Here is a 21,815-nt window from a genome sequence, read left to right on the forward strand (position 1 = left end):
AGCCCCATACCAATAACGAAGTTACAATAACAACGGCGATTACACCACCAATTAAATTTTCCTTCAATTTTGCTTTCATAATAAGTTCCCCCAATGTTAGTATGTATTCAAATAATATAACGCAATAAAATGGAAAAAGTTTCTAAGTATAGGGAAAATATAGTTAAGAAGGTATAATAGCGGCGGGTCGAAGGAAACGATTGTTGCACCATCACCTAAGATAATTATAACAGCTTTATTCAACTATGCTGCCCGTTACTTGAATGAACAGAAAAAAAGAGCAACCTCGAGGCATGCTCCTTCACTATCGTCTCCCGTTAGCTTAATGTTATTTATCTTGAACTTGCATACTATGTTCTTCTAATAAGCCATTTGCGTCTTTGTATTTGATAGTCCAAACATCTGAATTTTCATCATAACTCACTTCTTTAAGGCGCTCCTTTTCTTTCAAAGTCCAATTCTTAGGACTAACAGGAATGTTTAGCTTAACGCCGCTTTTCAGTCAATCGTCAATCCTAGCCCCCACGATGTCCCCGAAGTTTACCCAAGCCAGCCCCATAAGGCACTTCAGCCTGATCCGCCTTGGCGGTAAGTGTTGGAAGGAATAGCGCGGAGCTAAATGGGTATCGAAATGGGGGTATAGACCTAGTGCGGAACCATCCACTTGACCATATATTGATATTGCCAGCCAGCACCCAACTCATTCGTCACCCTCGTTAAACAACGACAAAAAACGGTCTGTATTCGCATCTATTTGCGATAAGACCGTTCTTGTTTTTCTCGATAAGTTGGATTAAGGAATTACCATACAAAAGCTGATGTGATGATAACCAAAAGAATAAAAAGAACTAAAACAGCTGCTGCGCTGCTACCACCTTAACCTGCACAACTTGCACCATAACCCATGTTTACTAATTCCCCTCAAGTGAATTTTCATTACGGTATAATCATACGCTCTTTACATGATCATTGATTGGACATCTTCCTTGCTGGAAGGAATAAAATTATAGGTAATGTCTTCTGGAGGAGGCTTCAAACTCACTCGTCACCCTCATTTAAACAACGAGAAAAAAACGGTCTGTATTCGCATCTAGTTCGCGATAAGACCGTTTTTGTTTTTTGGTGATGTTGGTTTAAATTGCAAAAGTCATTAAGATAATAACCAAAAGAATGAAAAGAACCAAAATAGCTGCTGAGCTGCTACCATAACCTGCACAACTTCCACCATAACCTACTCCCATGTTTACTCAGTCCCCTCTGGTGATTTGTCACTACGGTATAAAATATGTTCGTTAAATAGTGATTGATTGGACATAAGCCGTTCCTCTTAAGTTAGGCGGACCCAATTAGTCGAAGCTTGACCACTTTCAATTTCTGAATTATTCGTGGAATTGATTCAACTATCCTGCCCGTTCGTAGCGAGGCTGCCGATCGTTCTTTTACTAATGTGAAGCTCTAATATATCCCACGGCAACCTCATGGCTCAGGTTATTGTCTCGTACTAGTTATTAATACATACATTACCGTACTATATGCTGTTACCGGCAATAATTTGATTTACAGTTCGTAACGCAGAAGAGATCGCACCTTCAATCCAACCGGGAAAAAGACTTGTATTATCGCCAGCAAAGTAAATTCTACCTTGTTCGGCAGACAGTGTTGGGAGCATTCGAATCATCTGTTTCGGCTTATACCAAGCATACGCACCTCGGGAGTAAGGATTATGATCCCAAGAAAAGACCGTCCCACCTTCATAATTATACGACAATTCAGGAAGCACCTGTTTGATTTCTGATACAGCTGAATTAAACTTACCAGCTCTAGATATTTCTCGCGCCGATTCACCGGAGGAGTACGAACAAATTAACCCTCTCCTTGATGTCGTTTGAGTGAATGTAGCATCAAGCAACCATCCAATTTTCAGATCCGTATTTACTGTAGTAAAGGAACTTAAGTTGTTCCAGAATCTAGTTCGGCTTTGTATGACGGTACGCGTAACGGAAGTAGAAAGTTGATTTTGAATGACATCATTTTTTTCTTTGCTAAGTGGCGGAGAAAAATGAATTGTACGCAAGACTGTAGAGGGAATGGCCACAATGACCCGATCACAGCAGATAGTGAATACTTCGCCGGAATTATTAAATTGGATAGTTACTCCTTTATTACTATGTTCAATATGCGTCACAGCACATCCATAACTGATATTAGAGCCAATTGTAAGGGCAAGCTTTTTCGGTAGTTGATCCATTCCACCTACTATAGTCTTTGCACTTCTTTCGGAACTGGCCATTTTTAGGTCAAGCAGTCGCTGTAATGCAGATACTTTGCGAATACCATCACCTAACATCTGCATATATCCGATTTCAAACAGCTTAATCGCACCCGAAGATGCTCCTTGACCTTTAAGATATTCTTCCATTGTCATTGAATCGAGCTGTGCCGCTTGTTTTGTGGGCCAGCCCGGCAAAAAAGGATTACCCGTCGCTTTAAGCCCCGGCTTGAGATACTTTTCCAACATTCCCGCATATCCTAAAATTCTTTCCTCGGCTGTAAGTGAAACAGGCCATAGTGCAGGTTCAGCCGGAGAATCTATTATTAATCTCCCGTCGATATATGACAAACTTCTATTGGGGACTGGTAAATTTATTAATTGAACCCCGGCTTGCCGGGCATAACTCAATGTGAGAAAATGATGCGCTCCAATGAAGGCAGCCCCGATTTCGCAAAACAATCCGTCGGCAAATTGATCCCGCATCGTGTATATGCGACCACCCGGTTGACTATTTGCCTCTAATAAACGTACGTTATATCCTTGTTTCATAAGCTCCAAAGTGCATACCAAACCCGCCATCCCTGCCCCAATAACTACAATACGCTCAGGAAAACGACCTATTACCATAAAATCCGATTCCTCCAAATATTACTTTTATATACATCATGTGTGTTTATAATCCTTTAGTTCCTGGGCACTTCTTATTATTCTATGCTGTCCGTTACTTCAATAAAACAATAGAGGAGCTGCCTGAAGCAAGCTCCTCCACTATCTCTAGTTCCCCGTTAGCGTAATACAAACTTACCTTTCACTTACCTTCCATCGTAATTACATCACCGTCGAATAACAACTTCTATGTATTCAATTTAAGTTCTACAGGCCTCAATCCTTCCCTTCATTCAAGAAAAAAGGGCGCTTTTCAGCGTCCCTTTAGTCTATATTTTGGGAATGCCGCTTGGCATTCCGCCTGTACGTTGAATGGTACGAATCTGAGAAGTTGTTATCCGGAATCCAACCAGAATAAACGACGAGGTTACATTGTTAAAGTTGAAAGCTCGTAAGTCTGGAATGTTCTGGCTGCCACGGAAAATTCGAAAATTCCCTGTAAAGTTGCGCCCTGAAAACAGTACTAACGTAACTTGACTAGGAATTACAACATTTCTTAGCCGGAAACTGGAGATGATGTTGTTAAAACCGAATAATCCCAGATTTGAAACTGCAACGCCTCGTCTAAATGATAGACTTCTTCCAGTAAAGTTAAAACCCGAGAAAAAAGTAACTCTAACATTTCGATTAAATATTAATCCCATCCCTATCACTCTCCTAATCACAAGATAGTAACAGTGTATGAATTGGTTAATATATTGGCTTGGACTTATGCTATTAATCTGTCTAAATTCTCCCGGATATCTTATCCTGCCCAATAGCAACGCGGCTTCCAATCCATGTCGGCAGCGCATACTTGACTCTTAATATCTGTTAGTTAAATTGAGGAATTAAATACTTAATAATATAAGCATATATACAATCTTTATATATCTTGATCATAGGCCGATCTCCAGTAGCCTCGTGCTGTTTGTTTGTCAAACTCTTGTTCCCCGTTAGCGTAATGACGCTGTATCACCGTAATAGCCTTAAGATTTGAATATTTCTGTTGTTTCTCTTAGAACATAATCCCTCAGTATCACTCTTTCATTAATAAAAGCTTTAAATAGTACTACTGCTTGATCAGAGTTCATAACTTCATTTGTCCTTACTTTTATTTCTCCACCGCTATAGGGAACCTTAGTACTTGTCTTGATCAGACTCTTCACACCTATTACAAAATGCCTAAAATCGTTTCCGCTTTTATCTGGTGATCTGTATTCTATTGTCATTTTTGACTTAGAACCCGCACATTGAATAAATAAAAAATCATTAAACGATAATGTACAAAATGAACTTGTTTTGTTGTTCATTTGTTTGAGGAAATTGATAACAAAATCAATATCTGGATCAATATCTTCCATTACATAGTTATCTACTTCATATTGAAATTGCATGAAATTCCACCCCCACAGTAGTTCATTATATTATGAATATTCGCTTGTAAACTGAACAATCCTACCCGTCCCTCGGTTGAGAAAAGGCAGCCGATCATCTTTCCGGCTGCCTTCATACTTTATTGATTGAACTATTGTTTTCGTTAGCGTAATCCCCCACTTTTGTTCAGATATCCTAAGTCTCAGGTTTTACACCATTCAAAGTCCTTAAATATACATTTTCTGTACTTAATCCATTTGACTTTGATAAATGAATATCATATGTGTTACGTTATTCGGCCCGATAACTTAAAGAAGCCGGCGTTCCATTGCGCGCAGCTTCAGATAATTATTTATTGAGCTCTCGTTCTTCGTTGCGTAACAAGTTTTTTAAATCCAGAAAGAATAAATAACTTGACATGGGGTGGGATATACTAACAATACTTCCCTCATTAGCTACCGAGTGGAATAAATATTTGATTTTTACACTTAAGGGGTTGTTATCTATGGTAGGTTCTCATGTTGTTGGACTGTCTTCAACGGAAATATCCGCATTGTGGTCATCTTACATTAGTGACAGTTTAGCGATATGTATCTCCAAGTATTTACTAAAAATAACTGAAGACGACGAAGTAAAGCCACTTGTTGAATTGTCGTTGACCTTAGCGCAATCACACATAGAAACCATTCAGGATCTTTTTGAAAAGGAAAAATTCCCTATCCCTATTGGATTTACTGATGCAGATGTCAATGTTACAGCCCCCCCCCTATTTTTCGATACATTCCCTCTGAGTTATGTGTATTCTGTGAGCCGAATTGGCCTGACGAAATATGCCTTGTTTTTATCTAACACTGCTCGAGAGGATGTAAGAAACTATTTTACTCAGTGTCTACGGTCCACAACTGATTTGTACAACAAAACCATCACACTTATGTTAACCAAGGGAATCTACGATCGACCTCCAATGATCCCTTATCCGGAGCATGCTACCTTTATTAAAAAGAAAGAAAACTTTCTGTCTAAATGGTTTTGGCCGCAAAGAACGCTGAATGTAATGGAAATATCCGAAATGTTCTTCAACATAGAACGGAATTATTTCGGACTAATCCTTCTTACAGCTTTTATGCAAGTTGTTAAGGACGAACATATTAAGCGTTTACTGGCACGGGGAAAACAACTGTCTATGGATCAAATCAAATTCATCAACGATAAGTTGGTTCAAGATGATTTGCTCGGGACAATCATGGTCAATACAGAAGTCACCACATCAACGGTATCCCCTTTTTCAGATAAATTGATCCTAAATCTACTTAACATACTTAATTCATCAGCTCTCACCTATCTTGGAAATGCGCTATCCGTGACGACGCGACTTGATTTGGCTGGTGAGTATTCCAAGCTTATGGTTGAAGTAATGAGTTTCGGTAAAGATGTAACTGATTTGCTGATTGAAAGGGAATGGCTAGAAGAGCCTCCGCCTACACCTGACCGGAAGAAACTTGCAGGCGTCTAAATTAGCTAAAAGTAGCTTCAATGAACAAATCCAATTGACCCATATAATATTGGAACTATCCATTTAGTGTTTAATAAAAACCAGGGAGTAGCTGCCGCACGGAAAACTTACTCCCTGATTCATTTGAACTAACGTTCTTCGTTAGTTGAGTGAATGAGTCACGCCTTGGCTCCTTCGTGAATCATCAGAGATTTAAGCCCAATTTTATTTAAGTAGACCAACCGTAATTCAATTTCATCCTTCACCTGGCTAGAAACCTTCAACTCATGCACGTCGAGTGAATGGGGTAAACCTCGAATAAACAGCAACAATTCCTGTATCGGCAATCTTAGAGTATCTACAATCGATTGACCTTGTATCGTTGTAGCTATTAATTCAGGTGCCATCTTGCTTCCGTTACATGCAGCGCATTGGACTTGCTTGGAGAAGAAACGGATCGCCCTAAGGTTCCCCTTACTCTTCGTTCCCGCATCGCGCATATATCGCAAATCGGCAACGCATCCGCGGTAGAAACTTGTCGCTTGTTTCTTTTTGTATACATAGGAAACAGGGTCATTCTTGTAACCGTAAAGTAAAATATCCATAAATCGCCTATCCTGCTCGGCAAGCGGCTTTTCATAGTCAATCCCGATCATCTTGGCCAATGCTTTGATTTTGAACACCGGCGCACAAATCGTACCTGCCCAAAGAAGCACGGCCCCATGTTTTAGGGATAGTTCGGATGCGATCATTCGGGCGGGATCAATATCAATCACGGTTTCGGTTCCATTACATGAAGTACAAATCCCGTATGGACTGTTCGCGGAAAAACTCTGAGAAGTCCCTGACCTACTGCTGTCTCTACACTTCCCAATCAGTGCATAAAGCAATCTAAGATATTCCGACACAGCTGTTATTGTACCGACTAGGCTGCCTGCTCTTTTTTCGTTAAACTTTTCTTGGGGGAGTAATAGACTTTCCAAATTTATAACCCCTTCCGTTATGCATCTAAGATAAATACAATAGGTAATAATTTTCCCAAAAATTGAAGAAAACCTTTTTTGATATCCTGCCAGTTAGCGGAGAAGGCCGCCGATCATTGCTGTCGGCAGCCTTCTCCTGATGTTTATTGAGCTATCGTTCCTCGTTAGCTCAATACCGTGGCACATAAATACGGTCAGTATCGAATATCAATCACGTAATCTGACTTTACCCACTCCTTATACTGTGAAGACAGTCGCTCATTAGCAAACGGCGGTGATGAATGTGATAGTCGAAATAGATGGTTATTTCGAGAATAAGCTCGGCGGGCTTGATCGGCGGTCGTTGTTCATTATGGCAGCCGAGTGACGTGGATTTGAAGGGGAAAATTGCCCCAGAGCACCTTAATAATCTAGTAGACGTCCATTATCATTCCATTGACCGTACATTTTGTTTTCTCTAGTATTTGTTATGAATTTATCTAATCTGCTCCTAAACAATTCTGACTGATTCTTATTGCTTTGTATCGTGTCGATCCGTACTCTATTATAAAGATCTGGAAATGCCATGAAATTATCGTATACTTGCTTTTCCTCTTTTAGCCTTTGCTCTATATCTTCATCTATTCTAAAAGAAACGTGATCCATATCAGGAAGAGCCCTTCTTCCTTCGTCTCTCATTAACCCCAACTTTTCGAGGCAACGGACACGTTCTTTATTTAATTCAGTCCATGAACTTTTTTTACTTCCGCTTCCAAATATAGTAACTGCGCAATAACTATGTTCGCGGTCACATCCGACACTTCTCCTGTAATAAAGACGATACGGTCTTGCATCATACGGGAATAAATGTCGTAAGACCGTTTGCCCCTGCTGGTATGTTCGACAACATATGGTATGAGATTCACGGATTGCCCTTCTATACGGGCTCTCGAGTAAAGATTTCAATGTAAATATCATTTGCAATTCGTGGGTTAAGAATAGATATTTCTCCGGTGCTATCTTCATCAAAACCAATTACGAGTTCGATGAATACCTATCGGAAGAGATATCTGTATTCGGACGTTGTCAACTTGACCAATCGGAGCAATTTGAATCCATAGATGGTTCATGCCTTCTTTATTTTCAATGGTAGTTTTTGCATGCCGGACTTTTATCATTGGTTCCCTTCCCCTTTCAGTAATTGGGTAACGGTTTCGATCATCTTAACTTTCAATTCCGGTGAAACACGTGAACTAACCGAGATAATAACATCTTCATTTAAGACATGTGTTTCGTTTCGAAAAATCTGATCTGACTGATACAATCGAAGGTTTTCACCGATTTTAATAACTTCTTCAATCGGCAAACCGACTAACTTTTCTTGTGCTGAGGCTAAGGTTTCACCTCTTTTGGAAAATAAGAGAATGGCACGCAAATAATGAAGATGATTATCCGTGTATACCCTTTTGTTTCCAACCAATTCAAGAGGCGGGATAATCCCTATCTGTGTGTAGTACCTAATCGTTCTTAAATTTATTTGAGGGTCGTCGTTCTGCAAAACTTCAGCTATTTGCTTTGCGGTGTATGTATTCAACACGCGTCTATATTCGTCTACCTCATCTCTGTTGTTAACGCAACAAACCGGCTGGAACGCAGCCGGTTTGAGTGCAAAATTATTATAATGTTCTTCCCGCCGTAGCCAATCTGGCTACTTTTGAAATTTTTCAAACTCGCTTTTTAACCAGGTTTGATTTTGATGGGCAATATATCCTGCTTTAGTCACCCCAACGGGTATCTTGTATACGGAGGAAGTAGCGGTAATATACATGGTCCGTCCTGATACTCCTCCCCACGTTAAATTGGAAGTTATTTCAGGAATCTTCAACAATCCGATAACGCTTCCGTCTGGTTCAAACACCCATACTCCTCCCGGTCCTGCGCAGTACACGTGCCCCTCTGCGTCCACCTTCAAGCCATCGGCGACGCCCTCTCCCTTGCTCACGTCCAGCTTGGCGAACAGTCTGCCGTACACCAATCGGCCTTGCTCATCAAGATCGAACACTCTGATATGCTGACGTTCCGTGTCGCTGACATACAGCTTTCGTTCATCAGGCGATAACGCTAAACCGTTAGGACCAGCAAAGTCATTGATCAGTAGTGTCAGTTTGCCTGACGGAGATAACCTGTAGACTCCCTGAAAAAACTGCTCTTGCGCTTTCGGTGCTTGCAATTCATTCACTAAACCGTAATTGGGGTCTGTGAAGTAAATGGAGCGGTCCGAAGCTACAATCACATCGTTCGGACTGTTCAAGCGTTTTCCCTCATAGCGGTCAGCCAGCGTAACGATCGGTCCAATCGGATCATACAGGGAATATAAAGAGAGCCTTCGACCAGCATGTTCGCAAGCAATGAGCCGCTGTTCGGCGTCAAACGCCAGTCCGTTCGACATTCCACTTGGACGCCGCACTACGGAGAGATGGTCCTGCTCCTTCAAGCGATAAATCGTGTTTGCCTTAATATCGCTGAATACAAGCGAGCCGTCCGTTTTATCCCAAGCTGGACCCTCGGTAAAAATAAATCCGGTGGCCGCCTGTTCGAGACAGGTGATCTGAGGAAACAAATCATAAAATACGTTAGATGCAATATCAGCTTTCATTTGTTTTACCTGCAATATCCAAATGTATTTCTCCTTTAAGACCCAGGATGAGTTTTTTCTTAGGATATGCAGGAAACATGTTCGTCGTCAAAAACATCACAACATATGAGTCCGCAACTTTGCGGCTTTTAAATAAACGTCTGTGAATAGCTGCGATAATCAATCAGTTCCACTTTATTGTGAATATTTATTAATATGCAGTCCATCCAGCGTCGGCTGTAATTACAGTTCCATTCACAAAGCCGGAATCGTCTGAGGCAGGAAAAGAGCGACTTTAGCAATGTCTACTGGATCACCCGTACGCGGGTTCAAATGCATGCCCGCCATTGCTCTCCCCATGCCAAATTCATTTGATGCGTTGATGGACGTTGCAATATTTGTATTTCCCCCACCTGGCGCAATCGCATTACAACGAACTCCCAAATTAGCATATTGAAACCCTACATTCTTAGTAAATCCTACAACTGCATGTTTGGACGCTAATGCCACCTGTATGCCACTTAAGAAGCAATCCAGCGAATGCTTTTTTTTCATTTTCATTCATATCAGTTAAAGATTTGAGCTCGTACACTTTCACTGAATCGCGAAGTTTCATAGACTTACCCCTCTAATTAATTTTGTTATATTATACAATGCTCGAGAGTTAATTCACATTAATGGGTTTCGATACGTTGCCTTTAGCAGGCCCGATCACCGCTGATGTCTATTTACCTCTCGATACTGAGTTAAATCAATCTGACCAAATGAATCGCAAATGTCTTTATAGTTTTAATAAGATCGAGGAGTTTAAGATAGAAATTGTCGACCACACCCATATAGATCAAAACACTGTAACAAACAATGGTTATACTTGAGACAAAGAATAAGCCTCCCCAAATTAACGCGGGAACCGATGTCATTTGGGATAGTGCCGTCGCGTCACCAGCGTTTCTGTAATCTTGAATACTTAATACGAACACGCTCCATGCACTCTTTATAGAATTTACTATTGCTATGCTCAATACTAAAAAAATTAACCTTTTAACGTCCATACCGTATAGGATTAATAACGCCAATACTAGTAAAACTGAACCTGCCCATATTAAACTGAATAAATCTCTCAGCCATAAAACAATAGTTATGGCTAACATCATTGCCAGAGTCCAATAGGCAGTTACATACTCGTTATTGAGAATCAGAAAAATCATAAAACAAGGAAATAAAGCGGAGAATGGATATCCAGATATTACGGTTAAAAATCGTCCGATCCACCACTTACTTCCTGTCTGCGCAAAGCCACTAGTATCCATGTTTAATTTTATTCGATATACCTGACCACCTGTTAACAGGGCCATAAATGCATGACCCCATTCGTGAAAAAAAGTATTTATCAAAGACAAATACTTGTTTAGGATGGGAATTTGAGTGAGTACTATAGAGACTGCAATTAACACATAAATCAATATGCTCTCCCCTTCTATATGCGTTGATCTTTCTATCTTAATATATCAATGCGATAGAAGGAAAGGAAGTTCCGATTCCACTGAGTCCATTTTGATTCCCAGCTGGCCAGCAATCGCCTCCTCCCTCCTCTTCGTAAACCCATGGGAGCGCCCAAGCTGTTCCTTTAAAGGAAGCGAAACCAAAAGCAGCGGTCCGTCTTGAAGCTTGATATGCATCTGGAATGCCGTGTCCGAAGTGAGATGCTCTCTATTGCCGATTCCCAAAAAAAGCTAGGATAAGCGAAAAATTCGTTTGCCATTTTTCTACCACCTCTACAAAGTTAAAAGAGCCTATTTATAGGCTCCGTTCATGCAAGAATTACATTTATTTACTGACTTCAAAACTACATGATGGTATAATTTTCCTATTAATTATAGGGAGATGATGATATTATGCCAGATGACATCCAGCTCTATATTCCAGTCAAAAAAGAATCTGTTGAAAAATCCTTTAGTACACTCGACGACTTAACAGAAGACGACACCAATGAAGAACTTGTTCCCTTTACTCAAGAAATCGTTGAAAAAATCGCAGCCAAGTTTACCAACTTTGAATTAAACAATCTTCAAGTATCTGTGAGTGCAAAAATAGGATCAGGCAACGCATTAAAATGGGTTGTAAGTCTAGAAGGCACTGGTGGACTTGTTCTTAACTTTAAGAAATTGTAGAGTTAACTACCTTCGGGTAGTTTTTTTGTATTACCTTCGTACTTGTAGCTTTTTTTGGACGGTTTTTGTGCGCCTGGCGTTCTTAATGCCGCTAGTACGGAGCCCCCTGATGTCGGTTGTCAAGAATTTTATCCCATTTCCGGCTTCTTTGCCGTCTCATTAATTCGAAATTCACAAATTGAAGCATGTTGTTTGTTAATGGAGAGATATATACGCTATTGCTGCCGCCGCGTTGATTTCGCGGCTATTTTGCTTTATCAAAGTTGCTAATATTGGATTATTATACTGTGTATAATTGCTGAATCGAGGAGATGATAAATATTACATATTTTAGAAATCAAAAGCAGGTGTGTCATGTTCATGTTTCCTATTGTAGTTGCATTTGTCTCCATGATTGCCGCTTGGAAGTGGGGCGATTGGAAACATTGGCGTAAGTATCTTCCTACAATCCAATACTTCATTCTCGGCGATATGCTTTATAACTTGCTCACGTGGGACTTTTCTTTATGGACGTATCCACATCCACCAAATTTACTTCCGAATCATTTGACAAATAGCCTATTTATTATGTTTACAAGTTATCCATGTACAATGCTGATTTTCTTATATCGCTATCCGCAAAAAAACATCGTTAAACAGATTTTGTATATTCTGATATGGATTATATTGTGGTTATTGGATGAATTTATTATGATTTCAAATGGACTATGCGTATATAGCAATGGATGGACTTATATGGCGTCAGTTTTCTTTGCATCCGTTATGAATCTAATGCTTTTACTACATTATAAACGACCAATGTGGGCGTATATCCTATCTGTGCCAATAACTGTGTTTCTTCTTCTGTGGTTTCATGTGCCTATTCTCAATGCCAAATAAAGTGTACCAATGATTAATGGGACAGACCTCTTAGCTGGGATTATATGTTCAACTAACGTTCTGCGTTAGTTCATTGCCAACCCCATTCCGAGTAATGGTGATTATTAGGCCCTGTTAGAGCCTCGCGAACGTGATGTAATCGACTTGGACAGCCTCTGCCGATTCGATCCGAAGTGCCCGGTTGATCTGTCCCCGATGATATTGCCCATGTAAGAGGACCTGCAACAGGATGTCCCGGACGGATGTTCGGAACGGAACCCCGCTCTGGTTCGCATAGTCGATCATCTCGTCCAACTCGGATTCCTCGAGCCCTTCGATATAGACGCGATATTGCTCGGCGTTTTCTTCGAACATCGTCCGGATCGCCGTCAGTTCTTCCGCTTCCTCCCACAACGAATATTGCGTGCTGCCCTTGCCCTGCAATCGGGACAGCCAGACTCGTTCCGCGACCGCGACGTGCCGAACCAGCTTCAGAAGGTCCTTGTTCTTCGTCTCACTCTCCTCGAGCGCGTCCAAGATGCGTCCGTCCGCCCAGTACAGGTGGTCCATCATGCACTTGATCGTCTTCATTTCGGTTTCCCCCTCTTCGTCTCATCGATTACTTGAACCTACTGTTATCCGTTAGCTTAACAAGCTATTCGAAATTATTGCATTTGCTACGTTAACCTGCCCTTTTAATATTGGACTATTGTTTTCGTTAGTTCAACAACTGACTGGCACAAGGGTCGGTAGTTTACACTAATTATTTATTTCAAAACTGCTTAATACTGCATCCCACGCCAACTCTGATGCAAATAATCCAATATGACCAGCATTAAGTTCTGGGTTATCTACTTCATTGGTTGAAGCCATAAATAAAACGTCACCATCGTCAATTGTGTGAAAAGGATATATTGCTCTTGCCATAGAAGTATGTATTTGTTTGGACAATTGGCGCAAAGAAACTGCAGGGGAAAAGTGTCCTTTATACGCTGTTTTTGCTGTAGCGCTTGTTCCTTAGCTTATTGCGCTATTTCTGCCCATTAGTTGAGCGAAAGCCATAAACATGAGTTGGACTGTGAAAGTGTTAAAATACAAGGTCATAGCCAAATAATTTGGCAATAATCCTGATGGTATATAGAACGAAAGTAACTGCTCCAATCAAGAAAAAAATTAAAGATATTATTACAGCAGGTCGTGTAAGCGTCCCTAATAACGCTTCCAATAGTAAAAAAATCCAGTCCAGATACCAAAACCGTAAAGTTTCTTTATTTGCTTTTTCTTCTTTGTACCTTTTACCATGTTCAATTACATCTTTTAAAGTTCTATAACCAAAGAAACCACCACCAAGCATCATCACAAAGCCAATGAACCAGGCTATAAGCAATTCCTTTATTCCCATTATTATACTCCTAACATACGATGAATAAATCACTCTGTAATAATGTATTGTTCCCAAGTTCAAGAATACTGAAATCACAATTACGTTGTTCTATATATACTTGGAGTAATACGTTGAAATTGAAAAAAGATGGTTCTACAGAAAAGTAAAGATGGAAACAAAAAAAATACTGCCACCACGAAGATAGCAGGAGCATTAATCATATATCTATTTTCCATCCACTCTGTCGCATGGGTAAACAGAATCTACATTAGTAAACTAAACGTTACTTCAATAAAAAAGAGGAGCTTCCGAACGCTCAATCTTCTCCACTATCGTTCTCCGTTAGCTTAACAAAGGATATTTCATTTTCAGTTTAGAACAAAATTATCAGAAACTACCGTTTTGTTCCATTCTACTCGTATACTGTACGAACCAGGTTGCAAATTTGAAAATGTCTTTTTATCTGTATAATCTTCTCCAGGATCCAAATCAATGTAGTCTTTTACTGGAACATTACCTTCTTCTACTAATTTGTTGTCTCTATGTAACTTATAACTTGCTCCTCCAATAACAGTTACCCTTTTTCCACTTTGATTCTTGAATGTATAAGTCACTGTTGTTGCTGAATCTAAATTTTCTACATTGACAGTACCGATTAAGTCCGAATGTGCTTTTTTACCTTTTAAACACCCAGCAAAAATCAGGGACACCATTATTACTAACAGAATAATCAAGTAACTTCTCATATTCATTTATGTCACCTCTAATACCTTAACGAACTATTTATTCAATTTGTTGCTCTTACCTGATTTCAATAACCTCCCGTTTCTTTATCGAAACCAGGGAGCAGTTTCCGCGTAGCGAGCTGCTCCCTGGTTATTGCGCTATCGTTTTCCGTTAGGTTAACGCCAGCGCCCAGTCTACAACTTTATTATCACAGTTCTTTATTGTTCAGTACTTCATTTTATCGAATACCAACAAAACTTTTGCATTTCTCCACCCCATGAGTTACTATTTTTATATTGACATATTTGCAGATCTATACAAGGAGGTTAACACGCTATGTGCCCCCGTACCAAAGAACAAAATGAGCTCATACGCATACAGCGCAGAGAACAGATCCTGGACGTCGCCGCGCGCTCCTACTTTCGCACGGGCGGCAGCTTTGATATTCGCGACGTCGCCCGCGAGGCAGGGCTTGGTTACGGCACAGTATACCATTATTACCCCAACCGGCATTTATTAATAGAAGATGTGTTAGGAAGCGGCTTCGAGCGATGCGAGCAAGTTATCGCAAAATGGGCGAACATCAGCGGCAGCCCCCCGGATGACTGGCAGTTGTTGACGTATTGTAAAGCGCTGCTCCGGCTGTGGCAGTCGGACGCCCGCGCATATCTCGTCTACAAAATGGCTGCGGAACATTATGCAGGCTTGCCTGAAAGGGATCGACACCACGCCAAAAGAAAATTTATGGAACGGCTGTACGTTCCACTCCAATCGATCGCCCAGTGCGAAGACGACTGCGTCGACCATATGCTTGCCGTGCTGGTCGGTTGCTGTGGGCTGCACTACTATGCGGGCAATTCCGACCTGGACGTCGATCGAATCGCCCGACTCGCTATGCAAGCTATTACGAAGGAGTCCTGATACGAACATGGTCATTTTAAAAAGCAAGCATGAAATTGAGGCTATCCGCAAGGCATGCCAAGTGGTGGCTGAATGCCATCGTACAATCGCCCCGCTTATCAAACCGGGTATTACCACACACGAGATTGAGCGCATATTCGAGGACATTATGTTGAAGCACGGCGCAAAGCCATACCAGAAAGGCTATAAGGGCTATCAATATGCGACCTGTGCCTCCGCCAACGATGTGATCGCACATGGCTTCCCTAGCAATAAGCCACTTGAGGAAGGCGATATCGTGACGATCGACACTGTCGCTGAGCTCGATGGCTGGCTCGGCGATTCGGCCTGGAGTTATGCGGTTGGGCAGATCTCGCCGACGGCCGAGAAGTTGATGCGTATTACGAAGGAATGTCTTGACCTGGGCATCGAGCAGGCGCAGCCCGGCAATCGACTCGGCGACGTGACGAGCGCGATTCAGCGGCATGCGGAATCACACAGTTTCGGCGTCGTACGCGACCTTCTCGCCCATGGCATCGGCCGCGACCTGCACGAAGAGCCGACTTATATGCATGTCGGCAAGCCTGGAAAAGGCCTCCGTATCAAGGAAGGTATGGTGTTCACGATTGAGCCCATGATCACCGAAGGCACCTACTTCATGACAATCGATCCGGACGGCTGGACCGCACGGACGATGGACAACAAGCTAGCCGCCCAATACGAGCATACGATCGCCATCACGGCTGAAGGTCCACAAATTTTGACCGCGCAATAGAAAAATTAGAGGTCGACCAACGAAATGGTCGACTTATTTTTTTCGTATTCGGCATAACGATATCCCGTTCCCATCTTCAAGCCGAAGCAGGTTCGGGGACAGCGTGTCCATAGATCTGATGAGGCTTCTCGCTTGGACGCGATCATATTCAGTGCGAATAATTCATCTCAGGTGAACCACGCAACAAATTCGGAAACACCGAGTGACTCGGACAATAACCAGGTCAGATGACTCAATACTGTTCTCCTGCAGGATACCACGGGTGCAGAGTATCATTAATCGAGCTTTTTTTCCTCTATTTCAACTGCGGTCCCATTCCGTTAGCCTGCCCGTTACTTTAATGAACAAAAAAGTGACCCACAGCAACGGGCTGTGGGTCATAACTATTTATATTTTAAAGGGGGTCAGCTTTATTATAGGCTTGATTCATTAAAGCCATATGAAAATAAGATTTCATTCTTGTTACATTTACTCAACTAACGTTCCCCGATAGTTCAATAAAAACAAAATTTATTGCCTCTCTTTTGCTAATCTGGTTATTTGTCTAATGAATTCCGTTTTATTGTCAGTGTAGTCTTCCCTATCATACTTATAAGTTTCCGCTAATTTAAGCTTTAGTTCTTCATACTGTTTGGCAACAGTAGGGTTCTCACGTAGGTAGTCCCTAAAATACAATTCACAAATTCCACTTTCATTTGGAATCTCCACTAAAATATCAATTGTTGGCTTGGCTGATAAATTTGGTACAGCGGTGCTTCCGATATGTTCTATTCTTAGAGCTATTTCTGAGCCAAGAAGATTGGTTAAAAATTGTTTTTCATTTTTAAACAATAAAGTCCAATTTTCATCGTAAGGGACAACTGTTATTGGATATAATTTTCCAAGTTCATCTTTGTTCATAACGAACTCACTCCTTATTGGTACAAAATCCTAAGTAAGTAAATTCCATATTGACGTTTATAGTCCTTCTCCTGAACAAAACTGCCCGTTAGTTCAGCAAACGAAAAAGGAGCAGCCACGAAGCATGCTCCTCAACTATAGTGTCCCGTTAGCGTAATCTATTTTAGGAGACAAAGGTCATCTAACCGACTGGTAAACGAGACCTATGGCTCCAGAATCAAAGGTCTTGTTTTCGATAAGTTTAAGATTGACCTTCTCTTTAAGACCTTGGAATAACGGCAACCCGCTGCCGATCAGGACGGGAGAAACCGTAATTTTATACTCATCGATTAAATCAAGCTGCATAAGGTGGTGTGCGATCCTAGGACTGCCGAGGATGACCATATCCTTGCCTGGCTGCTGTTTGAGGTTCTTGATCTCTTCCTCGACATCTTCTTTCACCAGTCTGGAATTGTTCCATTCGACTTTGTCCAGCGTCGTGGAAAAAACGATTTTGGCTGTCTTATCGATCCACTCGGCATGATTCCGTTCATGCTGCGAAGCTGATGGGTTCGAAGGCACAGATGGCCAATAACCGTGCATTAATTGATAAGTCCCTCGTCCCCAAATGACGGTGTCGGCAGTACTTAGAATTTCTTTCGCGTATTTCTCTAAATCACCATCGTAGGAAATCCAGCCAATGTCCATTGCACCGTTTGGCCCTTCTACAAAACCGTCAAGCGATGCGTGCAAAAATAGAACGAGTTTTCTCATTTTCAGTGCTCCTTTGTTCATGAGGGATGTCTACATTAGTTACATTTTAGCACATTTCAGCTTGGATTGTTTCTTATGGATTGCTAAGCTAAACTGCCCTTTAGCTTAATGAAAATGGAGCAGTTGCCGCGGCAATCTACTCCTTGGTTCAACTAATGTTTTCCGATAGCTTAATTTATTAGGTTATGATGATTGGATGGCTTTACGAAGGAAGTCTTTGATCAATGGATGAATGATATTTTTCAATGCTGAACGCTCTGGTTGAAATAACGTCCCAACATAGAAAGGATGTAGATCAAGCTCCATAATGCGAACTTCACCATCAGGGTCTACTCCAGCAATTCGCAAGCCTGCTTTTTCTAACATAGGGCTAAATTCAGGATTCAAACCGTAATTACAAATCCCATACTGTTCATTAATCTCATGGGTTCCATAAATGTCTATTACTTTTGAACCGGGGGTCAGCTTAAAAGTATGCATCTTTTCACTAACCGAGCATGTGAGAGGAGCAACTAATATCAAAGAAGAGGAAGGGTTTTCCTCAGCATGATCCGCTTCAGCAAGCCCCATGACATTCCTTGCAAACTCAATAAGCATGTGCTGAAAACCACCGCACGTACCTAAAAAAGGAATCTGATGTTCGCGAGCAAACCGGATACCATTGAGGGCCCCCTGCGTACTACGGTAAGGACTAGCAGGAACTACCCAAAGTGCATGGTACTTGGATAGCTTCTGTTCGAAATCCTGATCCAACGAAGGCGTTGAAACCCAGTCAAAATTGATTTGGACGCCAAGATCATCTGCTACCAATTGGATTGCTCGAGGTATAGCCACATGTGCTACGACTCCCGCATCATAATCACCAATTAATCCGATATTGTACACACTAACACATCCTCTCCACTTTTTGTTATAGCCATCAACAAAGAGCTAATTATAAAGTGGCTTTCACTTTATATCAAGAAAGAATTAATTTCGCTATGCTGCCCTTTAGCCGAACTGGACATATGTAAAAAATCTATTATTTTATGAACATGTAATAAGGAGCTGCCGTGGCAGCTCCTTCATCGTTTGTTGTCGTTGGACAAGAATATATATCATTAAAAGACAAGAACATATATCCATACCCCTTATATCCATACCCAACCGCAATTAATAAATAAGAATAACCGACGATTGGCGGTTATTCTTAAAACCTTAATTTCATAATTACAAAGCAATCTCAAGCCCCTGGCCGACAGGCTGAACCGTCTCCAGAACACGCTGGGTCATTTCATTCCCCATCAAAGAATCAATCACCCAAGCGGACAAATCTTGTCCGGCCAAACACCCGGCAGCCGTGCTGATGTTACCGTTATTTACAAAGCTCTCGTTAACGACCTCTACGCCAAACGCGGCTAACTGTCCGGCCGCAGTCGGATAAGTGGTAGCCCGCTTTCCTGTCAAATAACCCAAAGCTCCCAAGAGCAAAGCCCCCGAACACATGGATCCGATCAATTGCTGATCCGGAGAATGTTGAAATCGGCTTAGATAAGCCGGGTCCTTGAACAATGGTTGCACCCCTCTTCCGCTTGCGAACAGGACGGCATCCAATGTATTCGCCTCCTCAACCATCCCATGCATGGGGATTCTTAATCCCGCCATAGACACATGCGAAGATGCGGTCCCCAGCAGCTTTACTTCCCAATCGGCGATACCACCGACCAATCGCACTCTATTCAACAAATCCCAAGGCAGGAACACATCAAGATCCGTAAAATCATCAAAGCAAATGATAGCTATTTTCATTTGTAAACAGCCCCTCTCACCTTTTTTTGGGAAACGATACCAAATCCCTAGTATAGCTCATCTTTACGAGTTTACAATTCCCAATTTTTTTCTTTTTTTATAACAAAATTTCTATATAATTATCAGATGCTTCAAAACAATAAGGAAAACGGAGGATTTTTAAATGCTTACTGTTTTAAAAGAAAAGAAAAAACCTATGAACTACGCGACTTTTAAAATTTTCTCATGATTGCCGACTTCATCTTTTAACCTCCATTCCCAAGAAAATCAAACTGTGCTTTTGTTGATGATTACTTTACTACAGTTAAATTGATAAGAAAAAGACATATATGTTATTGTAGCAATATGATTTACTTATATCTTGAAAATTAGGTGATCTCGGAAATATGGAGTTTAGACAATTAGCTTACTTCGTTGAAGTCGCGAGATTGAGCAATTTAACACGAGCGGCTGAACGGCTGAAAGTCGCACAACCGGCGCTCTCGCAGCAAATCAGAAACCTGGAACGAGAACTTGGTGTAAGGCTGTTTAACCGCTCTGCCCGCGGTGTAGCGCTTACTGAGGCAGGAAAGATATTTTTTATTGGTGCAGAAAAAACATTAGCGGAGGCGGAACGGGCCAAAGATTCCGCCAAAGGATTCAACAACCAGCTAAGGGGGAAGGTAACTGTAGGTGCGCTAGAATCCGTAGTGCAAACCAGACTACCGCGAATGCTGGCAACCTTCGGGATTGAGTATCCGGGGATTAAAGTATTTATAAGGGAGAATACAACCAGATCGCTTCTTGAGGCACTTAAGAAGGGCGAATTGGATCTCGCTCTTGCACATGAATGGGATGATAAATATTTTCCACAGTTGGAAGATTCAAATCCTCCGTCTGGAATTTGTGCGAAATCGCTGTATAATGACGAGTTAGTTCTTGCCGTTGCTAAGGGTCATCCATTGGAGAAACATAAAGCGGTTTCTATCCGGGAATTAAGGGAAGAATCGTTTGTATCTTTTAAAGAGGGATCGAGGTTACGTTCACTTGTATATGCGGCGTGCATCAGAGAGGGTTTTGAGCCAATCATTACCTACGAATGCGCTTCTCCGCGGATACTGGTGGCAGAAGGCCTCGGGATTTCGATACTCCCTAGGCTGATGGCAGAGACGCCAGGTCCATCTATTTCGATTATCCCACTGGATCTTCCTCTATCTCGTTCGGTGGCCATCTTTTCCTTCGAGGGACGTTATCTCTCGCCGGCAGCCGATATTTTTATGCGTTATGCAGAAAAGTATCTAGGTACGGGTATTCCATGAGGGGATAGACTCACACTCTCATCAACACTCCCGCACTTTCCCCAACAAATTTTTTATGGTAGGGTTCACCTTAACGGTCATAACGGCGAAAAAGGCGAAGGAGCTACCTCGGCAGCTCCCTTTTAGTTGCTATACTTATTACCGCTATTGTTTCCGTTAGCATAACAACTGGGGTTTGATGAGATCTTTGCCAATAACATTAGCTGACACAGGCTTTTTGCCAACTTCTCTCGCCCAGACCGATAGTTGGCCAATATGGTGGATTTCATGTGCGATTATGTGACGCATTACTTCACCCCACGCATCGACGGCCATTTTCCCGTCCGGTTGGGGATCGTAAAATGGGCGAGTCTCCATACCTACGTCCCAGGAATGTACAAACGGTTGCACTTCAGGCCGGAACGCTGCATCCAGGTTGCGGACTTTCTCCAAACTACTGTAACTTTCAAAACTTTCTTGAAAATCTGATTTTCCCTGCAGGGAACGAATCCAACTCCACTCCACATCGATAATGTGAAAAAGAGTATGCAAAATCCCCCCGACTCCACCTGTACGAATACGAAGCAGTTCCTCCTCCGGTACGTCCTCACACCACCGGTACCATTCTTCCCTGACCAACCAATTGTAACGGAACATAATTTGCATGATATTCCTCCGCTTCTTTCACGATTTAATTTAAGCTTACTATTCTGTCGAACAAAGAACCTAATGTTGAATCGTCCTTCTCGTTATCTATATACTACCACTTATTGGAACTATTCTGCCCTATCGTATTATGAGGTCACCAGATCTTTCTGGTCGACCTCTTTTTTGTAAGGTCGTAAGATAGCGGTAGCCGGGGATCGAACGATTCTGCCCGTGGGACTTGGATCCCGAGAG

24 protein-coding genes and 4 pseudogenes are annotated in these 21,815 nt (G+C 41.7%); 6 read left to right on the top strand and 22 right to left on the bottom strand.

From position 1 onward, the window contains the following. Window positions 1–515 precede the first annotated feature (515 nt). From AC58UU_RS38670 to AC58UU_RS38690, 5 genes and pseudogenes are all read right to left on the bottom strand, one after another. Window positions 516–704 carry a hypothetical protein gene (locus AC58UU_RS38670; RefSeq protein ID WP_497322793.1) on the bottom strand — a complete coding sequence of 63 codons (189 nt, stop codon included), beginning with the start codon at window positions 702–704 and terminating at the stop codon, window positions 516–518. Window positions 705–801: 97 nt separating this feature from the next. Continuing rightward, window positions 802–867: pseudogene (locus AC58UU_RS38675) on the bottom strand (hypothetical protein); the annotation flags it as partial. 266 nt (window positions 868–1,133) lie between these two features. Further along, entirely contained in the window at window positions 1,134–1,241 is a 108-nt protein-coding gene (locus AC58UU_RS38680; protein WP_497322794.1) for a YjcZ family sporulation protein, read from the bottom strand. A gap of 287 nt (window positions 1,242–1,528) precedes the next feature. Then, the gene (locus tag AC58UU_RS38685; protein WP_497322795.1) at window positions 1,529–2,899 is read right to left on the bottom strand and encodes a flavin monoamine oxidase family protein; all 1,371 of its coding nucleotides are present in this window, start codon (window positions 2,897–2,899) and stop codon (window positions 1,529–1,531) included. A gap of 1,007 nt (window positions 2,900–3,906) precedes the next feature. Beyond that, window positions 3,907–4,314 (bottom strand): hypothetical protein, encoded by a 408-nt coding sequence (locus AC58UU_RS38690; RefSeq protein ID WP_497322796.1) that lies wholly within the window; start codon window positions 4,312–4,314, stop codon window positions 3,907–3,909. Window positions 4,315–4,799: 485 nt separating this feature from the next. Here AC58UU_RS38690 and AC58UU_RS38695 point away from each other — a divergent pair, with 485 nt between their 5' ends. Beyond that, a complete protein-coding gene (locus AC58UU_RS38695; protein ID WP_497322797.1) occupies window positions 4,800–5,807 on the top strand; it encodes a DUF3231 family protein in 1,008 nt (335 codons plus the stop codon). A gap of 158 nt (window positions 5,808–5,965) precedes the next feature. On the opposite strand, the gene AC58UU_RS38700 is transcribed toward AC58UU_RS38695, so the two are convergent. From AC58UU_RS38700 to AC58UU_RS38735, 8 genes and pseudogenes are all read right to left on the bottom strand, one after another. Beyond that, window positions 5,966–6,769, bottom strand: coding sequence for a hypothetical protein (locus AC58UU_RS38700; protein ID WP_497322799.1), 804 nt, complete (start codon window positions 6,767–6,769; stop codon window positions 5,966–5,968). 402 nt (window positions 6,770–7,171) lie between these two features. Then, a pseudogene (locus AC58UU_RS38705) lies at window positions 7,172–7,513 on the bottom strand (YdeI/OmpD-associated family protein); the annotation flags it as partial. Next, window positions 7,513–7,674 (bottom strand): annotated as a pseudogene (locus AC58UU_RS38710) (ATP-dependent Clp protease proteolytic subunit); the annotation flags it as partial. The pseudogenes AC58UU_RS38705 and AC58UU_RS38710, both read right to left, overlap by 1 nt. 248 nt (window positions 7,675–7,922) lie before the next feature. Beyond that, the gene (locus AC58UU_RS38715; RefSeq protein ID WP_497322800.1) at window positions 7,923–8,342 is read right to left on the bottom strand and encodes a MerR family transcriptional regulator; all 420 of its coding nucleotides are present in this window, start codon (window positions 8,340–8,342) and stop codon (window positions 7,923–7,925) included. A gap of 114 nt (window positions 8,343–8,456) precedes the next feature. Continuing rightward, window positions 8,457–9,404 carry an SMP-30/gluconolactonase/LRE family protein gene (locus AC58UU_RS38720; protein WP_497322801.1) on the bottom strand — a complete coding sequence of 316 codons (948 nt, stop codon included), beginning with the start codon at window positions 9,402–9,404 and terminating at the stop codon, window positions 8,457–8,459. A gap of 190 nt (window positions 9,405–9,594) precedes the next feature. Next, window positions 9,595–9,884: pseudogene (locus tag AC58UU_RS38725) on the bottom strand (SDR family oxidoreductase); the annotation flags it as partial. A gap of 245 nt (window positions 9,885–10,129) precedes the next feature. Further along, entirely contained in the window at window positions 10,130–10,837 is a 708-nt protein-coding gene (locus tag AC58UU_RS38730; RefSeq protein ID WP_497322818.1) for a M50 family metallopeptidase, read from the bottom strand. 54 nt (window positions 10,838–10,891) lie between these two features. Beyond that, window positions 10,892–11,062, bottom strand: a complete 171-nt coding sequence (locus AC58UU_RS38735; RefSeq protein WP_497322802.1) for a hypothetical protein — start codon at window positions 11,060–11,062, stop codon at window positions 10,892–10,894. A 216-nt stretch (window positions 11,063–11,278) separates the two neighbouring features. On the opposite strand from AC58UU_RS38735, the gene AC58UU_RS38740 reads away from it, so the two are divergent. Both AC58UU_RS38740 and AC58UU_RS38745 read left to right on the top strand, forming a co-directional pair. Further along, complete coding sequence (locus AC58UU_RS38740; RefSeq protein ID WP_497322803.1) at window positions 11,279–11,554, top strand: hypothetical protein; 276 nt, start codon at window positions 11,279–11,281, stop codon at window positions 11,552–11,554. Between the two features lie 360 nt (window positions 11,555–11,914). Continuing rightward, window positions 11,915–12,433 carry a CBO0543 family protein gene (locus AC58UU_RS38745; protein WP_497322804.1) on the top strand — a complete coding sequence of 173 codons (519 nt, stop codon included), beginning with the start codon at window positions 11,915–11,917 and terminating at the stop codon, window positions 12,431–12,433. Between the two features lie 114 nt (window positions 12,434–12,547). Here the strand turns inward: AC58UU_RS38745 and AC58UU_RS38750 are convergent, their stop codons facing one another. The 4 genes from AC58UU_RS38750 to AC58UU_RS38765 all read right to left on the bottom strand — a co-directional run bounded on the left by AC58UU_RS38750 (window position 12,548) and on the right by AC58UU_RS38765 (window position 14,548). Next, window positions 12,548–13,003 carry a DinB family protein gene (locus AC58UU_RS38750; protein WP_497322805.1) on the bottom strand — a complete coding sequence of 152 codons (456 nt, stop codon included), beginning with the start codon at window positions 13,001–13,003 and terminating at the stop codon, window positions 12,548–12,550. Window positions 13,004–13,171: 168 nt separating this feature from the next. Beyond that, window positions 13,172–13,339, bottom strand: coding sequence for a hypothetical protein (locus AC58UU_RS38755; RefSeq protein ID WP_497322806.1), 168 nt, complete (start codon window positions 13,337–13,339; stop codon window positions 13,172–13,174). A gap of 160 nt (window positions 13,340–13,499) precedes the next feature. Beyond that, window positions 13,500–13,814, bottom strand: a complete 315-nt coding sequence (locus AC58UU_RS38760) for a hypothetical protein (protein ID WP_497322807.1) — start codon at window positions 13,812–13,814, stop codon at window positions 13,500–13,502. Between the two features lie 350 nt (window positions 13,815–14,164). Continuing rightward, window positions 14,165–14,548: a hypothetical protein gene (locus AC58UU_RS38765; protein WP_497322808.1), complete on the bottom strand. Its 384-nt coding sequence runs from the start codon at window positions 14,546–14,548 to the stop codon at window positions 14,165–14,167. A gap of 310 nt (window positions 14,549–14,858) precedes the next feature. Between AC58UU_RS38765 and AC58UU_RS38770 the strand changes: the two genes are divergently transcribed. Both AC58UU_RS38770 and map read left to right on the top strand, forming a co-directional pair. Continuing rightward, a complete protein-coding gene (locus AC58UU_RS38770) occupies window positions 14,859–15,443 on the top strand; it encodes a TetR/AcrR family transcriptional regulator (RefSeq protein WP_497322809.1) in 585 nt (194 codons plus the stop codon). A gap of 7 nt (window positions 15,444–15,450) precedes the next feature. After that, window positions 15,451–16,197 carry a type I methionyl aminopeptidase gene (map, locus tag AC58UU_RS38775; RefSeq protein ID WP_497322810.1) on the top strand — a complete coding sequence of 249 codons (747 nt, stop codon included), beginning with the start codon at window positions 15,451–15,453 and terminating at the stop codon, window positions 16,195–16,197. Between the two features lie 510 nt (window positions 16,198–16,707). On the opposite strand, the gene AC58UU_RS38780 is transcribed toward map, so the two are convergent. From AC58UU_RS38780 to AC58UU_RS38795, 4 genes are all read right to left on the bottom strand, one after another. Next, window positions 16,708–17,097 (bottom strand): GrpB family protein, encoded by a 390-nt coding sequence (locus AC58UU_RS38780; protein ID WP_497322811.1) that lies wholly within the window; start codon window positions 17,095–17,097, stop codon window positions 16,708–16,710. A gap of 177 nt (window positions 17,098–17,274) precedes the next feature. After that, window positions 17,275–17,850 carry a dihydrofolate reductase family protein gene (locus AC58UU_RS38785; RefSeq protein WP_047685646.1) on the bottom strand — a complete coding sequence of 192 codons (576 nt, stop codon included), beginning with the start codon at window positions 17,848–17,850 and terminating at the stop codon, window positions 17,275–17,277. A gap of 183 nt (window positions 17,851–18,033) precedes the next feature. Next, window positions 18,034–18,735, bottom strand: a complete 702-nt coding sequence (locus AC58UU_RS38790; protein ID WP_497322813.1) for a CTP synthase C-terminal region-related (seleno)protein — start codon at window positions 18,733–18,735, stop codon at window positions 18,034–18,036. Window positions 18,736–19,059: 324 nt separating this feature from the next. After that, window positions 19,060–19,638: a DJ-1/PfpI family protein gene (locus AC58UU_RS38795; RefSeq protein ID WP_497322815.1), complete on the bottom strand. Its 579-nt coding sequence runs from the start codon at window positions 19,636–19,638 to the stop codon at window positions 19,060–19,062. Between the two features lie 386 nt (window positions 19,639–20,024). On the opposite strand from AC58UU_RS38795, the gene AC58UU_RS38800 reads away from it, so the two are divergent. Continuing rightward, a complete protein-coding gene (locus AC58UU_RS38800) occupies window positions 20,025–20,936 on the top strand; it encodes a LysR family transcriptional regulator (RefSeq protein WP_497322816.1) in 912 nt (303 codons plus the stop codon). 156 nt (window positions 20,937–21,092) lie between these two features. On the opposite strand, the gene AC58UU_RS38805 is transcribed toward AC58UU_RS38800, so the two are convergent. Continuing rightward, window positions 21,093–21,581: a DinB family protein gene (locus AC58UU_RS38805; RefSeq protein WP_497322817.1), complete on the bottom strand. Its 489-nt coding sequence runs from the start codon at window positions 21,579–21,581 to the stop codon at window positions 21,093–21,095. Window positions 21,582–21,815 lie beyond the last annotated feature (234 nt).

It is taken from the genome of Paenibacillus sp. JT22N1 (assembly GCF_059692155.1).